Source organism: Pseudomonas sp. GW460-LB5 (assembly GCF_059423245.1).
The window spans coordinates 141,658-160,005 of sequence record NZ_JBWKXT010000004.1; the positions used below are offsets into that span (position 1 = coordinate 141,658).

General features: G+C 66.1%; 12 protein-coding genes and 1 pseudogene. 7 read left to right on the forward strand and 6 right to left on the reverse strand.

Translation table 11 applies throughout. From position 1 onward, the window contains the following. Positions 1–109 precede the first annotated feature (109 nt). The 5 genes from AC07XM_RS05270 to AC07XM_RS05290 are packed head-to-tail and all read right to left on the reverse strand — an operon-like array spanning position 110 to position 4,193. Positions 110–868: an SDR family NAD(P)-dependent oxidoreductase gene (locus tag AC07XM_RS05270; RefSeq protein ID WP_016485851.1), complete on the reverse strand. Its 759-nt coding sequence runs from the start codon at positions 866–868 to the stop codon at positions 110–112. Further along, the gene (locus tag AC07XM_RS05275) at positions 865–2,043 is read right to left on the reverse strand and encodes an acyl-CoA dehydrogenase family protein (RefSeq protein WP_102689526.1); all 1,179 of its coding nucleotides are present in this window, start codon (positions 2,041–2,043) and stop codon (positions 865–867) included. The genes AC07XM_RS05270 and AC07XM_RS05275 overlap by 4 nt, the downstream gene beginning before the upstream one ends. Positions 2,044–2,072: 29 nt before the next feature. Continuing rightward, positions 2,073–2,792 carry a histidine phosphatase family protein gene (locus AC07XM_RS05280; RefSeq protein ID WP_016485849.1) on the reverse strand — a complete coding sequence of 240 codons (720 nt, stop codon included), beginning with the start codon at positions 2,790–2,792 and terminating at the stop codon, positions 2,073–2,075. Then, complete coding sequence (locus AC07XM_RS05285; RefSeq protein WP_016485848.1) at positions 2,785–3,147, reverse strand: DUF6285 domain-containing protein; 363 nt, start codon at positions 3,145–3,147, stop codon at positions 2,785–2,787. Before AC07XM_RS05285 ends, AC07XM_RS05280 begins: the two co-directional genes overlap by 8 nt. After that, positions 3,144–4,193 (reverse strand): phosphotransferase family protein, encoded by a 1,050-nt coding sequence (locus AC07XM_RS05290; protein ID WP_060519016.1) that lies wholly within the window; start codon positions 4,191–4,193, stop codon positions 3,144–3,146. The genes AC07XM_RS05285 and AC07XM_RS05290 overlap by 4 nt, the downstream gene beginning before the upstream one ends. A gap of 275 nt (positions 4,194–4,468) precedes the next feature. Between AC07XM_RS05290 and AC07XM_RS05295 the strand changes: the two genes are divergently transcribed. The 7 genes and pseudogenes from AC07XM_RS05295 to AC07XM_RS05325 all read left to right on the forward strand — a co-directional run bounded on the left by AC07XM_RS05295 (position 4,469) and on the right by AC07XM_RS05325 (position 16,267). Then, the gene (locus tag AC07XM_RS05295; RefSeq protein ID WP_016485846.1) at positions 4,469–7,126 is read left to right on the forward strand and encodes a LuxR C-terminal-related transcriptional regulator; all 2,658 of its coding nucleotides are present in this window, start codon (positions 4,469–4,471) and stop codon (positions 7,124–7,126) included. Between the two features lie 110 nt (positions 7,127–7,236). Continuing rightward, a pseudogene (locus AC07XM_RS05300) lies at positions 7,237–9,035 on the forward strand (acyl-CoA dehydrogenase C-terminal domain-containing protein). 172 nt (positions 9,036–9,207) lie between these two features. Further along, complete coding sequence (locus tag AC07XM_RS05305) at positions 9,208–11,310, forward strand: 3-hydroxyacyl-CoA dehydrogenase NAD-binding domain-containing protein (protein ID WP_102690264.1); 2,103 nt, start codon at positions 9,208–9,210, stop codon at positions 11,308–11,310. A 34-nt stretch (positions 11,311–11,344) separates the two neighbouring features. Continuing rightward, a complete protein-coding gene (locus AC07XM_RS05310) occupies positions 11,345–12,529 on the forward strand; it encodes an acetyl-CoA C-acyltransferase (RefSeq protein ID WP_096425855.1) in 1,185 nt (394 codons plus the stop codon). Between the two features lie 15 nt (positions 12,530–12,544). Then, positions 12,545–13,318 carry an SDR family NAD(P)-dependent oxidoreductase gene (locus tag AC07XM_RS05315; protein WP_016485843.1) on the forward strand — a complete coding sequence of 258 codons (774 nt, stop codon included), beginning with the start codon at positions 12,545–12,547 and terminating at the stop codon, positions 13,316–13,318. A gap of 30 nt (positions 13,319–13,348) precedes the next feature. After that, positions 13,349–14,989, forward strand: a complete 1,641-nt coding sequence (gene prpR / locus AC07XM_RS05320) for a propionate catabolism operon regulatory protein PrpR (protein ID WP_016485842.1) — start codon at positions 13,349–13,351, stop codon at positions 14,987–14,989. 75 nt (positions 14,990–15,064) lie between these two features. Next, the gene (locus AC07XM_RS05325) at positions 15,065–16,267 is read left to right on the forward strand and encodes an MFS transporter (protein WP_016485841.1); all 1,203 of its coding nucleotides are present in this window, start codon (positions 15,065–15,067) and stop codon (positions 16,265–16,267) included. A gap of 10 nt (positions 16,268–16,277) precedes the next feature. On the opposite strand, the gene AC07XM_RS05330 is transcribed toward AC07XM_RS05325, so the two are convergent. Next, complete coding sequence (locus AC07XM_RS05330; RefSeq protein WP_016485840.1) at positions 16,278–18,086, reverse strand: ABC transporter ATP-binding protein/permease; 1,809 nt, start codon at positions 18,084–18,086, stop codon at positions 16,278–16,280. Between the last annotated feature and the right edge of the window lie 262 nt (positions 18,087–18,348).

The window sequence follows — 18,348 nt, forward strand, 5'->3', positions numbered from 1 at the left end:
AAGGGCAATTTAGGCCGTTGCGCAATACGCCGCTTATCATCGGACGACAACGGTTTTTCAGTTCATGACAGCGCCCCCGGTTTCAGTGCCGGGGCGCGGCTGGCATGGCTCAGAACGCCGAAATACCGCCATCCACGGCGATCGCCTGGCCGGTCATGTAGCTGTTTTCACGGGCGCACAGCATCAGCATGGCCGCCACGATTTCGTCGGGGGTACCCAGGCGCTTCATCGGCGAGCCCTGGGCGAGAAACGCCTGTTCCTCGCCCACATCGCTCCCGGTAACCATGGGCGTGGCGCTGTAGAACGGGCACAGCGCATTGACGCGGATGCCTCGGCGGGCGTACTCGACCGCTGCGGTTCGGGTCAGCCCGACCACCGCATGCTTGGCCGCCGCATAGGCGGCCAGCTTGGGCGCACCGCCGAGCCCGGCCATGGAGGCGATGTTGAGGATCACCCCGCCGCCTTGCGGCAACATCTGGCGCAGCTGTTGTTGCATGCAGAAGAAGACGCCCTTGGTGTTGACCGCGTGGCTGCGGTCCAGCTCTTCTTCGGTGGTGTCGACGAAGCGCTTCATCGGCGTAAGTATCCCGGCGTTGTTCACCCCCACATCGAGGCGGCCGAAGGTGGCCATGGCCGCGTCCACCAGCGCCTTGACCTGCACCTCACGGGTCACGTCGCACGGCACCGCCAGCACTGTGGCGCCGGCCTCGCGCAAGGTGCCGGCCACCCGCTCCAGGCCCGTCACGTTGCGGTCGCCGAGCACCAGGTGGGCGCCCAACCCGGCCAGGCGCTCGGCCAACAATGCGCCAAAACCGCTGGCGGCGCCGGTGATCATCACCACCTGGTTGCGATAGCTGTCCAGGTTCATCCGGCCACCCCCGGCGCGGTACGGGCGAGGATCTTCTTCGCCAGGCTCATGCGGTGCACTTCGTTGGGGCCGTCATAGATGCGGAAACTGCGCGCATCGCGGAAAATCCGCTCGACGATCGACTCGCCGGTAACGCCCTGCCCGCCGAGCACCTGCACACAACGGTCGATCACCCGCCAGATGGCCTCGGAGCTGAGCACCTTGGCCATGCTCGACTCGAAGTTGCCGCGCTCGCCCTGGTCCAGTACCCAGGCGCAGTGCCAGATCGACAGGCGCGTGGTGTGCAGGTCCATATCGTTGTCGGCGAGCATGAAGCCTACGCCCTGATGCTCGCCCAGCGGCTTGCCGAACGATACCCGGTGGTTGGCGTAGCGGCAGGCTTCGTCATGGGCACGACGGGCCTGGCCGAGCCAGCGCATGCAATGAGTCAGGCGCGCCGGGGCCAGGCGCACCTGGGCGTAACGGAAACCTTTGCCCACTTCGCCCAGCACATCGCTGGCGGGAATGCGCAGGTTGTCGAAGCGCAGCACCGCGTGGCCGCCGGCGAAACAGCTGTCGAGCGAGTCCATCATGCGCTCGAGGATGAAACCGGGGCGGTCGGTGTCGGTGAGGAACATGGTCGCGCTACCGTCTTCCATGCGCGCCATGATGATTGCCACTTGCGCGCCTTCGGCACCGGTGATGAACCACTTCTGGCCGTTGATGATGTAGTCGTCGCCGTCGCGTACGGCCCGGGTGGTGAGCATCGAAGGATCGGAGCCGGCGCCCGGGCTTGGCTCGGTCATGGCGAAGCAGGAGCGGATCCGGCCCTGCACCAGCGGCTTGAGCCAGCGGTCTTTTTGCGCAGGCGTTGCCACTTGTTCCATCAGGTGGATGTTGCCTTCGTCGGGGGCATGGATGTTCAGGGCTACCGGCCCAAGCGGCGAATAGCCGGCCTCTTCAAAGATGATCGCCTTCTCGATGTGGCTCAGTCCCAGCCCGCCCATCTCACGCGAGGCATGCGGAGTCAGCAGGCCGTGTTCACGGGCGCGCTCGATCAGCACCTGGCGCAGCTCGGGCGACGGACCGTGGGGGGTCTGGCGCCGGTCGCGCTCCAGGGGGATGGCGACGTCAGCGACGAACTGCCGTACTTTGGCTTGCAGGGCAGTCAACTCGGCAGACAGGGCGAAATGCATGGCGGTATTCCTTAGCAGGGTCATCAGGGTCAGGCGAGCAGGCGACGTGGGTCGATGGAGGCGTGCACATGCTCCATGACGGTCTGGTCGATCGTTGCCTTGGCAGGGTCGTAGGCTGAGTAGTTGAGGGTGCGGATGTAGGCACGCAGCGCCTGCGGGCCCGCCATGTCGATGTCGACGATGTTCAGGCAGGCCGGGTCTTGCTCGAAGGCAGCCAAGGCACCAAGGCCGGCGCCGCAGGCCCAGGCCAGAAGAATGCGGTTGACCGCATCGTGGCTGACCAGCAGCAGCGCGTTCCAGTCAGGTGCTTCCAGCAACTGCTGGAAGCTGCCCAGCACGCGTTGCTGGAACGCGGCCCAAGGCTCACCGCGCAAAAAGGCTGCGTCGGGGTGATCGGCGAGCTGGTAGGCCTGGGCCACTTCACGGTGCAGGTATTCACGGGGGATTTCCCGCAAGCGGCCGGCACGGATCTCACGAAACCCGGCGTGCTCTTCCACAGGCTGGACGCGGCCGCCCAGGAGCTGGTCGAGGGTTTGCCGGGTGCGCGGGTAGTCTGAGCACACGGCGCGGTCGAATGGCGTGTGCGCCAGCACCTGCCCCAGCGCCTGGGCCTGGGCTACGCCGTTGGCCGACAACGCCACGCTGCGCGGGTCGAGGGGACGGCCGCTGGTGTCGAAGTAGTCGACATGGCCATGGCGGACCAGGTAGCAGCGGCGGCGGCGCACCGGCTGGGCAGGCTGTTCAGTCATGGGCCAATACCTTGGGGTTGGTGATGCTCAGTTGTGCACGGTTGATGGTGCGCAGTGCCGCCAGCAGGTGGGCGCGGGGCTCGCCGGCCTGGTCGAAGGCACCCAAGCGAATACGCTGGGCGAGTTCGCTGCGGGCTTGCTCGAGCGACGCCTGGCCTTGCACCAACCCGGCCATGGCCTGGCGTTCGATGTCGGCACAGGCCGCACCCTGGGCAGCCTCGCGGCTGGCGATCAGCAAGGCGCTGGCCACCATCCGCGCCTCGTAGTGCAAGTGTGCCGGCAATGCGGGCAACAACTGTCTGAGCAGGGCGTCACGCGCCGTCAGCAGCAAGTCCTGGGCATCGGGCGGGTTCATGCGCGGCCTCCTTGGGTGAGCAACAGCAGTTCCTGTTCGAGCTCGCTGACCATGCGCCCGGTCAGCGCCAATTCCAGCGAGCGTTGCTGGCCTGAGGCATGGCGTTCGGCCTGCTGCAGGGCGATCACCGCCCAGCGCAGGTGGGCCATGACCTGCCAGAAACGCAGCGTTTCGCTGTCCAGGTCGAGTGGCGAGACGCTGCGGTAGCCGGCGAGCAGGTCGTCCAGGCGGCCGATGCCGCCCGCCGCCAGGTCCGGCCGGGCAAACCGCCAGCAGCGTGCGGTGAACCAGCCCAGGTCTTCGCGGGGGTCGCCCCAACCGGCAAATTCCCAGTCCAGCACGCCGCAGAGCTCACCTTCCTCGACCATGTAGTTGCCTGTGCGGTAGTCGCGGTGGATCAGGCAAGTGGCAAGGGGGGCAGGCTTGTTCAGCTCGCACCAGCGCAGGCCCCATTCGATGATCGGGTGGCTACCCGGCAAGGCATCGAGGAACAGGCGGTACTGGTCGACGCTGGCCTGCACGGCATCGGCCACCGGTGCAGGCAGGAACGCCAGCGCCGCTTGCGGCGGGCGCAGCTGGTGCAAGCGTGCGAGGTTGGCCCCAAGCGCCCGGCACAGCCCCGGGTCGCCCTCGGGGGCGCCTTGGCTGCTGGTCAAGTGGTGGCCGCCAGCGTGGCCGGCCAGGGCCTGCATGATGAAGAAATCGCGCCCGATCACTTGTGGCATCTGGCACAGCCACAGTGGCTCGGGCACCTTCACACCCACTTGGTGAGCGGCGCTGAGCACGGCGAACTCCTGCGCGCGGCTCATGCTGGCGGCCACGGCGGAAGCCGCATCGGTACGCAGTACCCAACGTTGCGGCACACCGGCAACCTCGGCCTTGATCAACCAGTTCTCCTGGATGGCGCCACCCGACAATCGCTCGCTATGGGTAATGCGCACCGGCTGGCCGTGAAGGCGCTCCTGTAAATAGGCAGACAGCACCTCATGGGCGTCTGCGACGTCGATGCGAGCACTGGATTGCTGCGCTAAATGACTGCTTGGCATGGTCGGTCCAACTCACTGTTCACGAGTGCCGTGGCTCTAAGCAAGATGGTTGCCAGCTTCCTATGAATTAAATATTCGCTTAAAAATCAATAAGTTGTATCTAATCTTTCAGCGCACTCAACGCCATTCAAATCAGACTTGAACAGCGCCATTGCACAGCTGAAACCGCCGTTCAATTCTGCACAGCAAGCCACTGCCCTCCCCCAGCAGAATTTCCCCGCGCCGGGCGTGCGCTCGGCTAGGATGTCTGGCCAAACCGATGGAACCTGCTAGCCATGCATCTTCCCGCGCTCAAACCGAACCAGCTTCGCCCGCCCGCCGAGCCGACCAGGGGGGTGGTGCGAGCGCGGCTGCTCGACCAGTTGGCCAACGCCCTGGACGAAGGCAGCGTCGTGCTCCTGCAAGCACCGCTGGGCTATGGCAAGAGCACACTGCTTGGCCAGTTCACCCGCAGCCTGGCCGGGCCTTGGGCATGGCTGCGCCTGACCCGCGCCGAGAACCAGCCACTGGCCCTGCTGCTGCACCTGCACGCTGCGCTGCAACTGCCTGCGCAACAACGCGATACACCGCAGGCCGAGCACCTGTGGAGCCTGATTCTGGCCGACCTGGAGGCGCGCCAGGCGCCGCTGACGCTGCTGCTCGACGACCTGCACCTGCTCAACGCCGCGCCCGCCTGGCAGTACCTGGACACGCTGCTGCATGACCCGCCGCCTGCGCTGCGCCTGGTCGCCGCCAGCGAAGGACCGCCCCCGCTGCCGCTGGCCCACTTGCGCCGCGAGGGTCGGTTGATTGTGCTGGGCGCCCGTGACCTGGCCCTGGACAGCGAAGAGACGCGCCAGTTGGCACAGGCCCGGGACGTCAACCTGGGCAGCGATGCGCTGTACCAGCTGCGCGCCGGCAGCGAAGGCTGGCTTAGCGGTGTGCTGTTCTGGTTCGAGGCCTACCGCGAGGCGCTGCACAGCACCGGCCAGGCCCCTGCTGACCTGCGCCCGATCACCCGCCAGGCGTATGCCCATGCCCGGCAGTTTCTCGAAGAAGAACGGCTGCAGCGCTTGCCCGTGCCGTTGCGGATATTTCTGGAACACACCGCCGTGGCCCAGGTGTTTGATGCAGGCCTTGCCAGCGAACTGGCCGCCGATGCCGATGTGCCCGCCGCGCTGCGCCAGCTGCAGCGCCTGGACCTGATCATCGAAGTCCCCCAGGGCAGCCACGCCGAGTACCGCTACCACCCAGCCCTGCGCAACAGCCTCTACCAACGCCTGGAACAACGCGACCCCCAACGCCTGCGCCAGCTGCACCGCCAGGCTGCCAGCTGGCTGCTGGCCCAGCGCCGCTACACCGAGGCGATCTACCAGTTCGGCCGGGCACGCGACCTGGATGCCGTGCTCAACATCGTCGACCGGCACGGTTTCGAGCTGCTGCGCGAGGGCAAGGTCAACACCCTGGTCGATGTGCTCGACGAGGTCGCTGGCCACGCTGGCAACGACAGCTTCACCTTGGCGGTGACCGAGGCCTCCACGGTGATGGTCACCAACGATATCGCCCAGGCCTGCCAGTGCCTGCACCAGCTACACGCCTTGCAGCGCCGCCAGGCAGTGCCGCGCCACCCCGAGCGGGTGCAGCAGACGGTAATGTTCTTGCGCAGCCGCCTGGCCTACCTGGGCGGCAACCTGGGGCACGCCCTGGCCCTCGCGGCGCGGGCACTGCAGCGGTTTCCCCAGCACAACGCAGCGCGCTCGGTGCTGTATTTCGACCGCGCCAACTGCCTGGCGGCGCTCGGCCAACTGGAGCAGGCCCACACCGAAGGCAGCCGCGCCCTACGCGAGCTGCAGGGCTTTGGCCTGAGCGGCTACACCAACCTGCTGCAACTGTTGCTGGCGCAGATCGAACTGGCCCAGGGTGCCAACGATGCTGCCTGGGCGCGCCTGCAAGGCATGGCCGAGCTGCCTGCCGCCGGCAGTTCGGGGCGCTTCTATGAACTGTTCCGCCACCTGGGCAAAGGCCTGGCACTGCTGCAAGCCAACCGCCTGGCCCAGGCACGCCAAGCCCTGGCCCAGGCCGAGGTGCTGGCACTGGGCTTCCCCCACAGCGCTGCGCTGCCCTGGGTGTTTCACCACCAGGCATGCCTGCACTGGGCGCTGGGCGAGACCGGCCAGGCCAGGGCACGCTGGGCAGAGGTACGCCGGCTGGCCCGCCAAAACCGTTTGCTTACCCTCTACCGCCAGGCCGGCGCCTGGCTCGCGCGCCTGGCCTTGCGCGACAATGACCAGGACTACCTGCCCGACTGGCTCGACCAATGGCACTGGTGCCGGCGCCAATATGGCGAGCAACTCTTACCGGAAGAGTGGCTTGCCTATGCCTGGGTGCAACGCCACCTCGGCCAGCGCGACAAGGCCTGGCAGATCCAGCAGAGCTTGCAGGCTCAAGCGCAGGCCCAAGGCAACCGCCGCCTGCTGGTCGACGCACTGCTGCTCCACGCTGCCCTGCTACAGGACCGTGGTGCCCGCGACGACGCCCTGCTCAGCCTCGAACAGGCGCTGCAACTGGCCTGCACCTACGGCTTCGGCCAACTGCTGCAGTATGAAGGTGACGTCTGCCTGGAGGCCCTGCGCCAACTGCTGCTGCCCCAGGTGCGCCAACGCCTGGGCCTGCAGGCCCCAGCGCCCTTGCGCGAGCACCTGAATGCCCTGTTCCGGCCATTGCTGGCAAACAAGGAAAACGTGGAAAGCGCCCTGATCGTGCCGCTCTCGCGCCGTGAGCTGGAAGTGTTGCAGCGCATGGCCCGCGGGCAGAGCAACGGGCAGATCGCCGAGGCGATGTTCATCAGCCTTAGCACGGTCAAGACCCACATCAACAACCTGTTCCGCAAGCTCGACGTGGCCGACCGCGACAGCGCCCTGTGTTCGGCGCGCGAACTGCAACTGCTGGGCTGACCTCCACCTGGCCCTCGCCGCGATTCCACCCGCCATTCCACCCCGGGGTGGACGCGGTGCCCGGGCCTGCCTGTTACAACATGCCGAGTCCACCCAGCCAGGAGTTCGGCATGCCCAGCTACACCGCCCCATTGCGCGATATCACCTTTGTTGCCCAAGAGCTGCTCGGCCTGAGCCGCCACTACCAACAACTGACTGGCTGTGAAGCCCCGGACGCGGCTACCTTCGCCGCCATCGTCGAAGAAGGTGCCAAATTCGCCGAACAGCAGCTGGCCCCGCTCAACGCCGTAGGCGACCAGCACGGCTGCCAGTGGCAGGACGGCAAGGTCACCACCCCGCCCGGCTTTGCCGATGCCTACAAACGCTTCGCCGACAACGGCTGGCTGGGCCTGGACAAGAACCCGGCCTTCGGTGGCCAGGGCCTGCCGCCGTCGCTGGGGTTCGTCAACTACGAGATGGTGTGCAGCGTCAACCACGCCTGGGGCATGTACGGCAACCTCGCCGGAGGCGCCATCAGCACCCTCAGCGAGCACGCTGACGAAGCCCTGCAGCAGCGCTTGCTGCCACCGATGATCGCCGGCCGCTGGGGCGGCACCATGTGCCTGACCGAAGCCCACTGTGGTTCGGACCTCGGCCTGCTGCGTACCAGCGCCAAGCCTCAAACCGACGGCACCTACCAGGTCAGCGGCAGCAAGATGTTCATCTCCGCCGGTGAGCACGACATGACCGAAAATATTATCCACCTGGTGCTGGCGCGCATCGAAGGCGCGCCGGCGGGGGTCAAAGGCATTTCGCTGTTCGCCGTGCCGAAGATCCAGGTCGATGCCCAAGGCCAGCTTGGCGCGCCCAACGGTGTGAGCTGCGGCTCCATCGAGCACAAGATGGGCATCCACGGCAACGCTACCTGCGTGCTCAACTTCGACAGCGCCACAGGCTACCTGCTGGGCGAGGCCAACCGTGGCCTGAACGCCATGTTCACCTACATCAACGAGTCGCGCCTGGCGGTGTCCCAGCAGGCCCAGGCTCACGCCGAAGCGTCGTTCCAGGGTGCCTTGGCCTATGCCCGGGACCGCGTGCAGATGCGCGCCACACCCCGCCTGCGCAGTGACCAGCCAGCCGACCCGATCATCGGCCATGCCGATGTACGGCGCATGCTGCTGACCCAAAAAGCCTATGCCGAAGGTGGCCGCATGCTTGCCTACACCTGCGCCAAGGGCGTCGACCAGTTGCACCACGGCGCCAGCGCCGGCGTGGGGGGGGGGGGGGGGGGGGGGCGGCACGCCGCCTCGCGCTGCTCACGCCGATTGCCAAAGGCTTCCTCACCGAAACCGGCAACGAGGCCGCGCAACTGGGTATTCAGGTATTCGGTGGCCACGGCTACATCCGCGAGTGGGGCATGGAGCAGATTGCACGCGACGTGCGCATCACCGCGATCTACGAAGGCACCAACACCATCCAGGGCCTCGACCTGCTGACCCGCAAGGTGCTCGCCGATGGTGGCGAAGCCCTGGGCGAACTGCTCGGTGAAATCGAAGACTTCACCCAGAGCACAAGTGCCCCGACCCACCTGGCCCAGGCCCTGCTCAAGCAAGTGATTGCCTGGCGCGAAGTCAGTGCCTGGCTGAGTGACGCCAGCGCAGGCGATGCCAACCTGATCGGCGCCAGCGCCTACGACTACCTGATGCTCAGCGGTTACACCCTGCTCGGCTACCTCTGGCTGCGCGCTGCGTGCGTGGCCGAACGGGCACTGGCTGCCGGCAGCGACGAGGCGGCCTTCTACCAAGGCAAGCGCGAGACCGCACGCTTCTACCTGCAACGCCTGCTGCCACGCGCCAACCTGCACGAAACGCTGATTCGCACCGGTAGCAACAACCTGATGGACATCAGCGAGGCCGCATTCGCCCGCTGATACCAGCGCGCCGGTCAAAACCCCGGCAAGCGGCGCTTTACCCTGTGGGAGCGGGCTTGCCCGCGAAGAAAACACCGCGGTGCATGGCACCGGCTTCGCCGGTGTTCGCGGGCGAGCCCGCTCCCACCGGGTCGGGCGTGCGCCCACGGCCCACTAACAGGAAGGTTACCCCATGCAACTCATCGACTATCGCCGCGAAAACCAACTGGCCCTGATCGGCCTGCGCCACGCGCCGGTCAACGCCCTTGGCCATGACTTGCGCCAGGCACTGATGCAGGCCTGCAGCCGGGCCGCTGCTGACCCCGAAGTGCAGGCCATTATCCTGCACGGTGAGCAACTGCCGTTCAGTGCCGGTGCCGACATCAGCGAGTTCGGCAGCCCACGCACCTGGGAGGCGCCGGCACTGCCCGAACTCCTCGATGCCCTGACCCGCATCGAAAAACCCCTGATTGCCGCCATCGACGGGGTGGCCCTGGGCGGCGGCCTGGAACTGGCCCTGGCTTGCAGCCATCGTCTGGCTACCGCCACCGCACGCCTGGGGCTTCCCGAAGTCCGCCTGGGCCTGCTGCCCGGTGCTGGCGGCACCCAGCGCCTGCCGCGCCTTATCGGCGTGGCCCCGGCGTTGGAGATGATGCTCAGCGGCGACCCGATCGATGGCCGCCAGGGCCTTGCCCTGGGTCTGATCGATCGCCTGGTCGAAAGCCGGCAGGACTTACTCGAAGCAGCCTGCACTTTGGCTCGCGAGCAACTGGCCCAACCGGCCCTGCCAAGCGCCCCTGCAACACCTTTGGCCGACGGCCTGGAAAGCGACTTCTTCGCCAGCCGCGAGGCACAGCTGATCGCCCGCAAGCCCGGCCAGACTGCGCCCCTGCGCGTGCTCGCCGCGGTCCGCGCCGCCTGCGAGATGCCCCTGGCCGAGGGCCTGGCCCGCGAGCAGGTACTGTTCCGCGAAGCCCTGCAAGACCCACAGGCCACCGCCCTGCGCCACCAGTTCTTCGCCGAGCGCGAGGCGCTGCGCGTACCCGGCATCGACGCCAGCACGGCGCTGCGCAGCATTGACCGGGTGGCGGTGATCGGCGCCGGCACCATGGGCGCCGGCATCGCCATGAACTTTATCAACGCCGGTATCCCGGTACGCCTGCTGGAGCTCAAGCCCGAAGCGCTGGACCGGGGCCTGGCGCAGATCCGCAAGACCTACGAAGGCAGCATCAAGCGCGGCAAGCTTAGCGCCGAGCAGCTCGATCAACGTATGAACCTGCTGCAAGGTACCCTCGACTACGCCGACCTGGCCGACGCCGACCTGGTGATCGAGGCGGTGTTCGAGGACCTGTCGATCAAGCAGCAGGTGTTCCGCACCCTGGACCGGGTGTGCAAGGCGGGCGCGATTCTCGCCAGCAACACCTCGACCCTTGACGTCGACCGCATCGCCGCCTGTACCCGCCGACCGCAGGACGTGGTCGGCCTGCATTTCTTCAGCCCGGCGAACGTCATGCGCCTGCTCGAAGTGGTGCGCGGCCGGCTGACGGCGCCCGACGTGCTGGCCACCACGTTGCAGGTCGCCAAGCGCATCGGCAAATTGCCGGTGGTCTCGGGCGTGTGCTTTGGCTTCATCGGCAACCGCATGCTCGAACCCTATGCCCGCGAAGCCCACCGCCTGGTGCTTGAAGGCGCCTCGCCAGCCCAGGTGGACAAGGTCCTCACCGGCCTGGGCCTGGCCATGGGCGTGTTCGCCATGTACGACCTGGCCGGCATTGATGTCGGCTACCTGGTGCGCCAGGCACGGCGCAGTGAAATCGCCCACGACCCGAGCTACTTCCGCCTGGCCGACGAACTCTACAGCCTGGGCCGCTACGGCCAGAAGAGCGGGCGCGGGTTCTACCGCTACGAAGGCCGCGAACGCATCGAAGACCCGGAAGTGGAGCAGATTGCGGCGCAACTGGCGGCCAGGCTGGGCATCACCCGGCGCACCATCAGCGACGCCGAAATCCACGACCGCTGCCTGTTCATGCTGATCAACGAGGGCCTGCAGGTGCTCGATGAAGGCATTGCCCTGCGCAGTGGCGACATCGACCTGGTGTGGACCAACGGCTACGGCTTCCCGGCCTGGCGTGGGGGCCCACTGCACTATGCCCGCGAGCTGGGCCTGGACAACGTGCTGGCGGGCATCGAGCAACAGCGCGAAGCGCTCGGCGCCTATGGCCACATGTGGCTACAGCCAGCCCCGTTGCTGCGGCGCCTGGCTTCCAGTGCGAAGTTGCGCACGGCCAGCCTATGAGCCGTTCTCCCCTGTTCATCAAGGAACCCCGGACATGAAAGAAGCCGTCATTCTCTCCACCGCCCGTACCCCGATCGGCAAGGCCTTTCGCGGCGCGCTGAACAACACCCGCTCGCCGAGCCTGGCCGCGCAGGCCATCCAGGCGGCGGTGGTCCGCGCCAGCATCGCCGGTGATGAAATCGAAGACCTGGTAATGGGTACCGCGATGCCCTCCGGCACCGCTGGCTGGAACCTGGGCCGCATGAGCGCGCTGGCTGCCGGCCTGCCGGTGTCGGTCAGCGGCCAGACCCTGGACCGCCAGTGCGCCTCCGGGCTGATGGCAATCGCCACCGCCGCCAAACAGATCATGGTCGATGGCATGCAGGTGACCGTCGGCGCCGGCCAGGAAAACATCAGCGCGGTACAGGCGCGTAACCTGGAATGGGCATTGGCCGAGCAGGACAGCCGCGTGATTCAACGTGTCCCACATGCCTACATGCCGATGCTGCAGACTGCCGAGCACGTGGCCAAGCGCTATGGCATCAGCCGCGACGCCCAGGACGCCTACGCCCTACAGTCACAGCTGCGCACCGCCGCCGCCCAGCGCAACGGGTTGTTCGAGACCGAAATCGTGCCCGTGACAGCGCAGCAGTTGATCAAAGACAAGCAGACCGGCGAGGTCAGTTACCGCGAGGTGACCCTGACGCAGGACGAAGGCAACCGCCCGCAGACACGCCTGGAGGACCTGACCGGCTTGAAACCCGTGCTCGAAGGCGGCTGCATCACCGCCGGCAATGCCAGCCAGCTGTCCGACGGTGCCAGCGCCTGCGTACTGATGAACGCGCGCCTGGCCGAGCAGCGCAACCTTGAGCCGCTGGGCCTTTACCGGGGCATCGCGGTGGCCGGCCTGGCCCCGGAAGAGATGGGCATTGGCCCGGTATACGCCGTGCCGCGCCTGCTCAAGCAGCATGGGCTGAAGGTGGGCGACATCGGCCTGTGGGAACTCAACGAAGCGTTCGCCTGCCAGGTGCTGTATTGCCGCGACAAGCTGGGTATCGACCCCGCGCGGCTGAACGTCAACGGCGGCGCCATCGCCATCGGCCATCCCTATGGCATGAGCGGTGCGCGGATGGTCGGGCATGCCTTGCTCGAAGGCAAACGGCGCGGGGAGCGGTTCGTGGTTGTGACCATGTGCGTGGGCGGTGGCATGGGTGCCGCCGGCCTGTTCGAAGTACTTTGACCAAGGGCCGACAGCATGCTTGCAAACACATTTTCCTTGACTGGCAAGACCGTGCTGGTCACCGGGGCCTCCAGCGGCCTGGGCGCGCATTTCGCACGCCTGGCCCAGGCTGCTGGCGCCCGGGTGGTGCTGGCAGCGCGCAGGGTCGAGCGCCTGCAGGCGCTGGCCGACGCACTGCAGGCCAACGGCGGTGAAGCACTTGCCGTGGCACTGGACGTGACCCGCCGCGACAGCGTCGAGCAGGCCTTCGACCAAGCCGAGGCACGCTTTGGCGTGGTCGACGTGATCATCAACAATGCCGGTATCGGCGACCCCGGGCGCTTTCTCGATATGAGGGAGCAGGACTGGCAACGCATGCTCTCGACCAACCTCGACGGTGTGTTTCATGTTGCCCAGTGCGCAGCCCAGCGCCTGGTCAAGGCCGGGCAGCCAGGCAGCATCGTCAACATCGCCTCGATCCTCGGCCTGCGGGTCGGCAGCGGCCTGAGCCACTACTGCACGGCCAAGGCCGCCGTGGTGCAACTGACCAAGGCCATGGCACTGGAGCTGGCCCGCTACCGGATCCGCGTCAATGCCATTGCCCCAGGCTACTTCAGGACCGAGATGAACGAAGACTACTTCGACAGCGAGGACGGTCAGGGTTACATCAAAAACCACGTGCCGATGCGCCGCCTGGGGCAACTGCACGAACTGGACGGCCCTTTGCTGTTGCTGGCCAGTGATGCCGGCGCATTCATGACCGGCAGCATCGTGGCCGTGGATGGCGGGCACCTGGTAAACCCTCTGTAATGCCCCAATTGCTGTAGACAAGGAGCCTGTATGCCCGTCACCGCTTACCTGCCCCGCGTGGTTGCGCTGGTTACCCACCTGCATCGCCCCGCCGCTCCCAGCCGCATGGCGCAACTGATCGAGCAAGTAAGCGCCGACTACCGGCAACAAGCCCGTATAGAGGTCATCGAAACCAGCCTGGCCGACCTGCTGCCACTGGCGCGCAAGCTGGAAAGCCACCAGCAGGCAGACGTCATTCTGTGTTCCGGGGCTGCCGCCGATTACTTGCGACATCACCTGATTACCTCGGTGCGAACCCTGCACCTGGGCGAGTTCGACCTGATCCGTGCCCTGGTGCAGGCCCGCGACCGGGCCAGCCGGGTGGGTATCCTCAGTTTCGCCCAGCCGTACCCGGAACTGGCGGCGATGCAGGCGCTGTTCACCCTGCAGATTCGCGAACACACCTACACCAGCCTGGAGCAGGCCCGGGATCAGGTCGAACGCTTGGTCGCGGATGGCTTCGAGGTGATCATCGGCTCGCCAACGGTATGCCAGTTGGCCGACGCCGCGGGTGCCCAAGGCGTGCTGGCGCTGGATGCCGAAAGCCTGCGCCATACATTCGACAGCCTGGTGACCCTGAGTGCCAAGGCTGGTGAGCCCCCCACACACCGCCTGCCACGGCGCGGCCGTGAACAGCCCGATGCGCGCCCGTTCAAGGCGCGCCATCGCTTCGAGCAACTGCTCGGTGACGCGCCGGCATTTCGCGCCATCCTGAGCCTGGCTCAGCGCTACGCACAGGCCGACGCCACGGTGCTGATCACCGGCGAGAGTGGTACCGGCAAGGAGTTGCTGGCGCAAAGCATGCACCACGCCAGCCCGCGCCAACAGGGGCCGTTCGTGGCGATCAACTGTGCGGCGCTGCCCGAGTCGCTGCTTGAAAGTGAACTGTTCGGCTACGAGGACGGTGCCTTCACCGGTTCGCGCAAAGGCGGCAAGCCCGGCCTGATCGAGCTGGCGCACACCGGCACCTTGTTCCTCGACGAAATAGGTGACATGCCGGTGGCCCTGCAAACCCGCCTGCTGCGGGTGCTGCAGGAGCGCGAGGTGCTGCGTTTGGGCGCCTGCCAGCCGAAGGCAGTGGATATCCGGGTGATTGCCGCCACCCATTGCGACCTGCCCGCGCGCATCGCCGACCAGCGCTTTCGCCAGGACCTGTATTACCGCCTGAATATCCTGCGCCTGGCCGTACCGCCGCTACGCGAGCGGATCGCAGACATCGTGCCGCTGTTCAATGCCCTGCTTGCGCGCCACTGCCGAGCCAGGGGCTTGCCGCCTTCAAGTGACGAGCACGTGCAGCACATTCTGCCATTGATGCTGCGCCACCCTTGGCCGGGCAACATGCGTGAGCTGGAGAACATCGCCGAGCGCGCGGCCTTGTGCCTGAGTCCGCAGGGCCACGATGACAAGGTCGACTTGGCCACGTTGTTCCCGGAGTTCTTCGAGGCCGGCGCGGCTGCAGCGGCGAAGCTGCCCCATGCCGCCACCGACAACCTGCGTAGCCTGGGCAAAGCAGCCGAAACGGCCCATGCGCGTCAGGTGCTGGCTTGCTGCGACGGCGACATGGACGAGGCCGCGCGGCGCCTGGGGGTCAGCCGCAGCACCGTCTGGCGGCGGGTGCGCAGCTTGGCCTGACCGGTCGTGGTTCCGGTTTGCATCCTGCGCGTGGGCTCCTACAGTTTGAACGTAGCAACGCTGACGAGACCCCAGATGCGCAGCAATGAAGAAAGCGGCGCCGTTAATGCCAGCCGAACCTTGCCAAAGATCCCGCGCAGTGTCTGGGCGCTGGGCTTCGTGTCGATGTTCATGGACATTTCCTCGGAGATGATCCACGCCCTGCTGCCACTGTACATGGTCACCGTGCTCGGCACTTCGGTGGTTGCTGTGGGCGTTATCGAAGGTATCGCCGAGGCAACCGCCTCGATCACCAAAGTGTTTTCCGGCGCGCTCAGCGACCGGCTGGGCAAGCGCAAGCTGCTGACCGTGCTCGGCTACGGCTTGGGCGCGCTGACCAAGCCAGTATTCCCCATGGCCTCCGGGCTGGAGTGGCTGATCGCAGCACGTTTCGTCGACCGGGTCGGCAAAGGCATACGTGGGGCGCCGCGTGATGCGTTGGTGGCTGATGTCACGCCCCCCGAGTTGCGTGGTGCCGCCTTTGGCCTGCGTCAGGCGCTGGATACGGTTGGCGCTTTCCTCGGGCCATTGCTGGCGATCGTGCTGATGTGGCTGACCGCGAGCCACTTCCAGAGGGTGTTCTGGGTGTCGGTGATCCCGGCGTTGGTGGCGGTGTACATCCTCATCGCCTTCGTGCACGAACCTGAAACGCCTGCCACGACACCGCCCGTGCGCGCACCGCTGGCGGTGCACGAACGGGTACGCCTGGGCCCGGCCTACTGGCGGCTGATCGGCCTGGCCACCTTGTTCACCCTTGCCCGCTTCAGCGAGGCCTTCCTGCTACTGCGCGCCCAGGACATGGGCCTGGCGCCAATGTGGGCGCCTGCGGTGCTGGTGCTGATGGCGCTGGCCTACTCGGTGTCGGCCTACCCTGCCGGGGTAATGTCGGACCGTCTGGGGCGCCGCGGCGTGCTGATGACGGGGCTGGGGCTGCTGATCGCCGCCGACCTGTTGCTGGCCCTGCTGTCTGGCTGGGCGGGGCTGGCCTTGGGGGTTGCCGCCTGGGGCCTGCACCTGGGCTTCACCCAAGGCATCTTCGCGGCCATGATCGCCGACAGCGCACCGGCCAACCTGCGCGGGACCGCCTTCGGCCTGTTCAACCTGCTGACCGGGGTGGCACTGCTGACGGCCAGCGTGGTGGCAGGGTTGTTGTGGGATGGTGCGGGGTTCCAGGCAACCTTCCTGGTCGGCGCAGGGCTTGCCAGCACCACCCTGGTGGGGGTGATGCTGTTACGTTGAGCATACCGGACTAGGCCAACGCCGGCTCCTGCTTGAGCAACGACCAGCCCCCGTGCCCATCCACCTCCAGCCGGTGAGTATGGAACCCCGCCAGTGTGCTGCGATGGCCAACACTGACCAGCAGCGCACCCGGCATTTCCGTGCGCAGCAGCGAATACAGGGCGTGCTCGAGCCCTTCGTCCATCGCCGAAGTGGACTCATCGAGGAACACTACCTGAGGCCGGTTGAACAGCACCCGTGCGAACGCCAGGCGCTGCTGCTCGCCCACCGAGAGAATATGCGACCAGTCGCAACTGACCTCCAGCCGCTCCGCCAGATGAGCCAGGTTGACCTGGCGCAAGGCCTGTTGCATACGTCCTTCGTCCTCGGGCTTGCTGGCTGCCGGGTAGGCGATGACCGCCCGCAAGTCGCCCAGCGGCAGGTAGGGGCGCTGCGACAGGAACAACGCCTGATGGCCTGGCGGGCGCCTGACCTTACCTTCAGCGTAAGGCCAAAGGCCCGCCAGGGCTCGCAGCAGGGTAGTTTTACCACTGCCCGACGGGCCCTTGATCAACAATGCCTGACCGGCGTGCAGGCTCAGGCCAAGGTCAGCGACAAGGGCATGCCCGTCTGGCCGCAGCACCTGCAGATCAATGATTTCCAGCCCATGCTGCTGAGCCTCGAGGGTGACACGCGGCAAGGCGCTCGCCTGCTGGTTGGCATCAAGAAAACCGGTCAGACGGTCGAGGGTGGCCCGGTATTGAGCGAACGCATCGTAAGATTCGCGGAAGAACGACAATGAATCCTGCACCTGGCCAAAGGCCTGGGCGGTCTGCATCACGTCACCCAACTTGATCGCACCGCTGAAGAAGCGTGGCGCCTGGAGTATAAACGGGAACACCACGGCAACCTGGCTAACACCCAGGTTGAAACCACTGAATTTCAGGTTCCGGAACACCAGCGCCCAGGCATTGACGATCAAGGCGCCAAAGCGGCCCAGTAACGTGCCACGCTCCACCGAGGCGCCTTGGTAGAAGGCAATGTTCTCGGCATTCTCGCGCAGGCGCATCAGCGCATAGCGAAAGTTGGCGGTGAGTTTTTCATTGAGGAAGTTCAGACGGATCAACGGGCGCCCCAGGCGGAAGGCAATCCAGGTGGCAACGATGACATACAGGTACACGGCAAACACCATCGCCCGGGGGACTTCCACACCAGCAACCGCCAGCGGTGCCGACAGCGACCAGAGGATCCCGGTGAAGGCCACCAGCGACACCAGTGCACTGACAGCACCCAAGGCCAGGGTGACCGAGTTGGTGACAAATGCATTGGCATCCAGTTCGATACGCTGGTCAGGGTTGTCCACCGGCTCGGCCAGAAACTGACCACGGTAGTAGGCATCGCCATGCATCCAGTCGTGGGTCAGACGCTCGGTGAGCCAGACCCGCCAACGAATGCTGAATGCCTGGGTTACATAGAAGGTGAACAGCGAACGCAGTACATGGATGGTGGCCAGTACGGCAAAGACGCCGAGCATGTACCAGAAAGCGGATTGATCCAGGCCTTGCAAGGCACTGTAGAAGCCGTTGTACCAGAACGAGAACAGTACGTTGAGGCGCACCGAGAACAGCGTCAACACCAGCAACAGCGCAAACACCAGCAGTGGCCGCCAACTGCGCCTGAAACTGAAGTAGGGCCCGGCAAGCTGCCAGAACTGGCTGCCCCAGCGCGTGCAACGTACAGCCAGTGTCGCGGCAGCGGTAAAGCAGACAAGGGTGATGAACGAAGCGATTGCCAGCCATCGCAGGCTCTCTTGCAGGGCCTGGTGCCAGTTCATGTCCATGGTGGGTATCCGTGCTGAGTATTTCCGCGAGCGTAGCATTGCCCTACGTTTCATCAGGCATAGATGACGTACATTTCATGATCCTGACCTGTTGCCACAGACCCTGCAGGAGCGGCCTTGTGTCGCGATCGGCGACTTACCACAGACCCCTGTAGGAGCAGCCTTGTGCTGCAAAGAGGCCATTGCAGCCGAAGATAATCTTTAGCCTTACCGGCCTCTTCGCAGCACAAGGCTGCTCCTACAGGGGTTCGGGCAGGGCTGA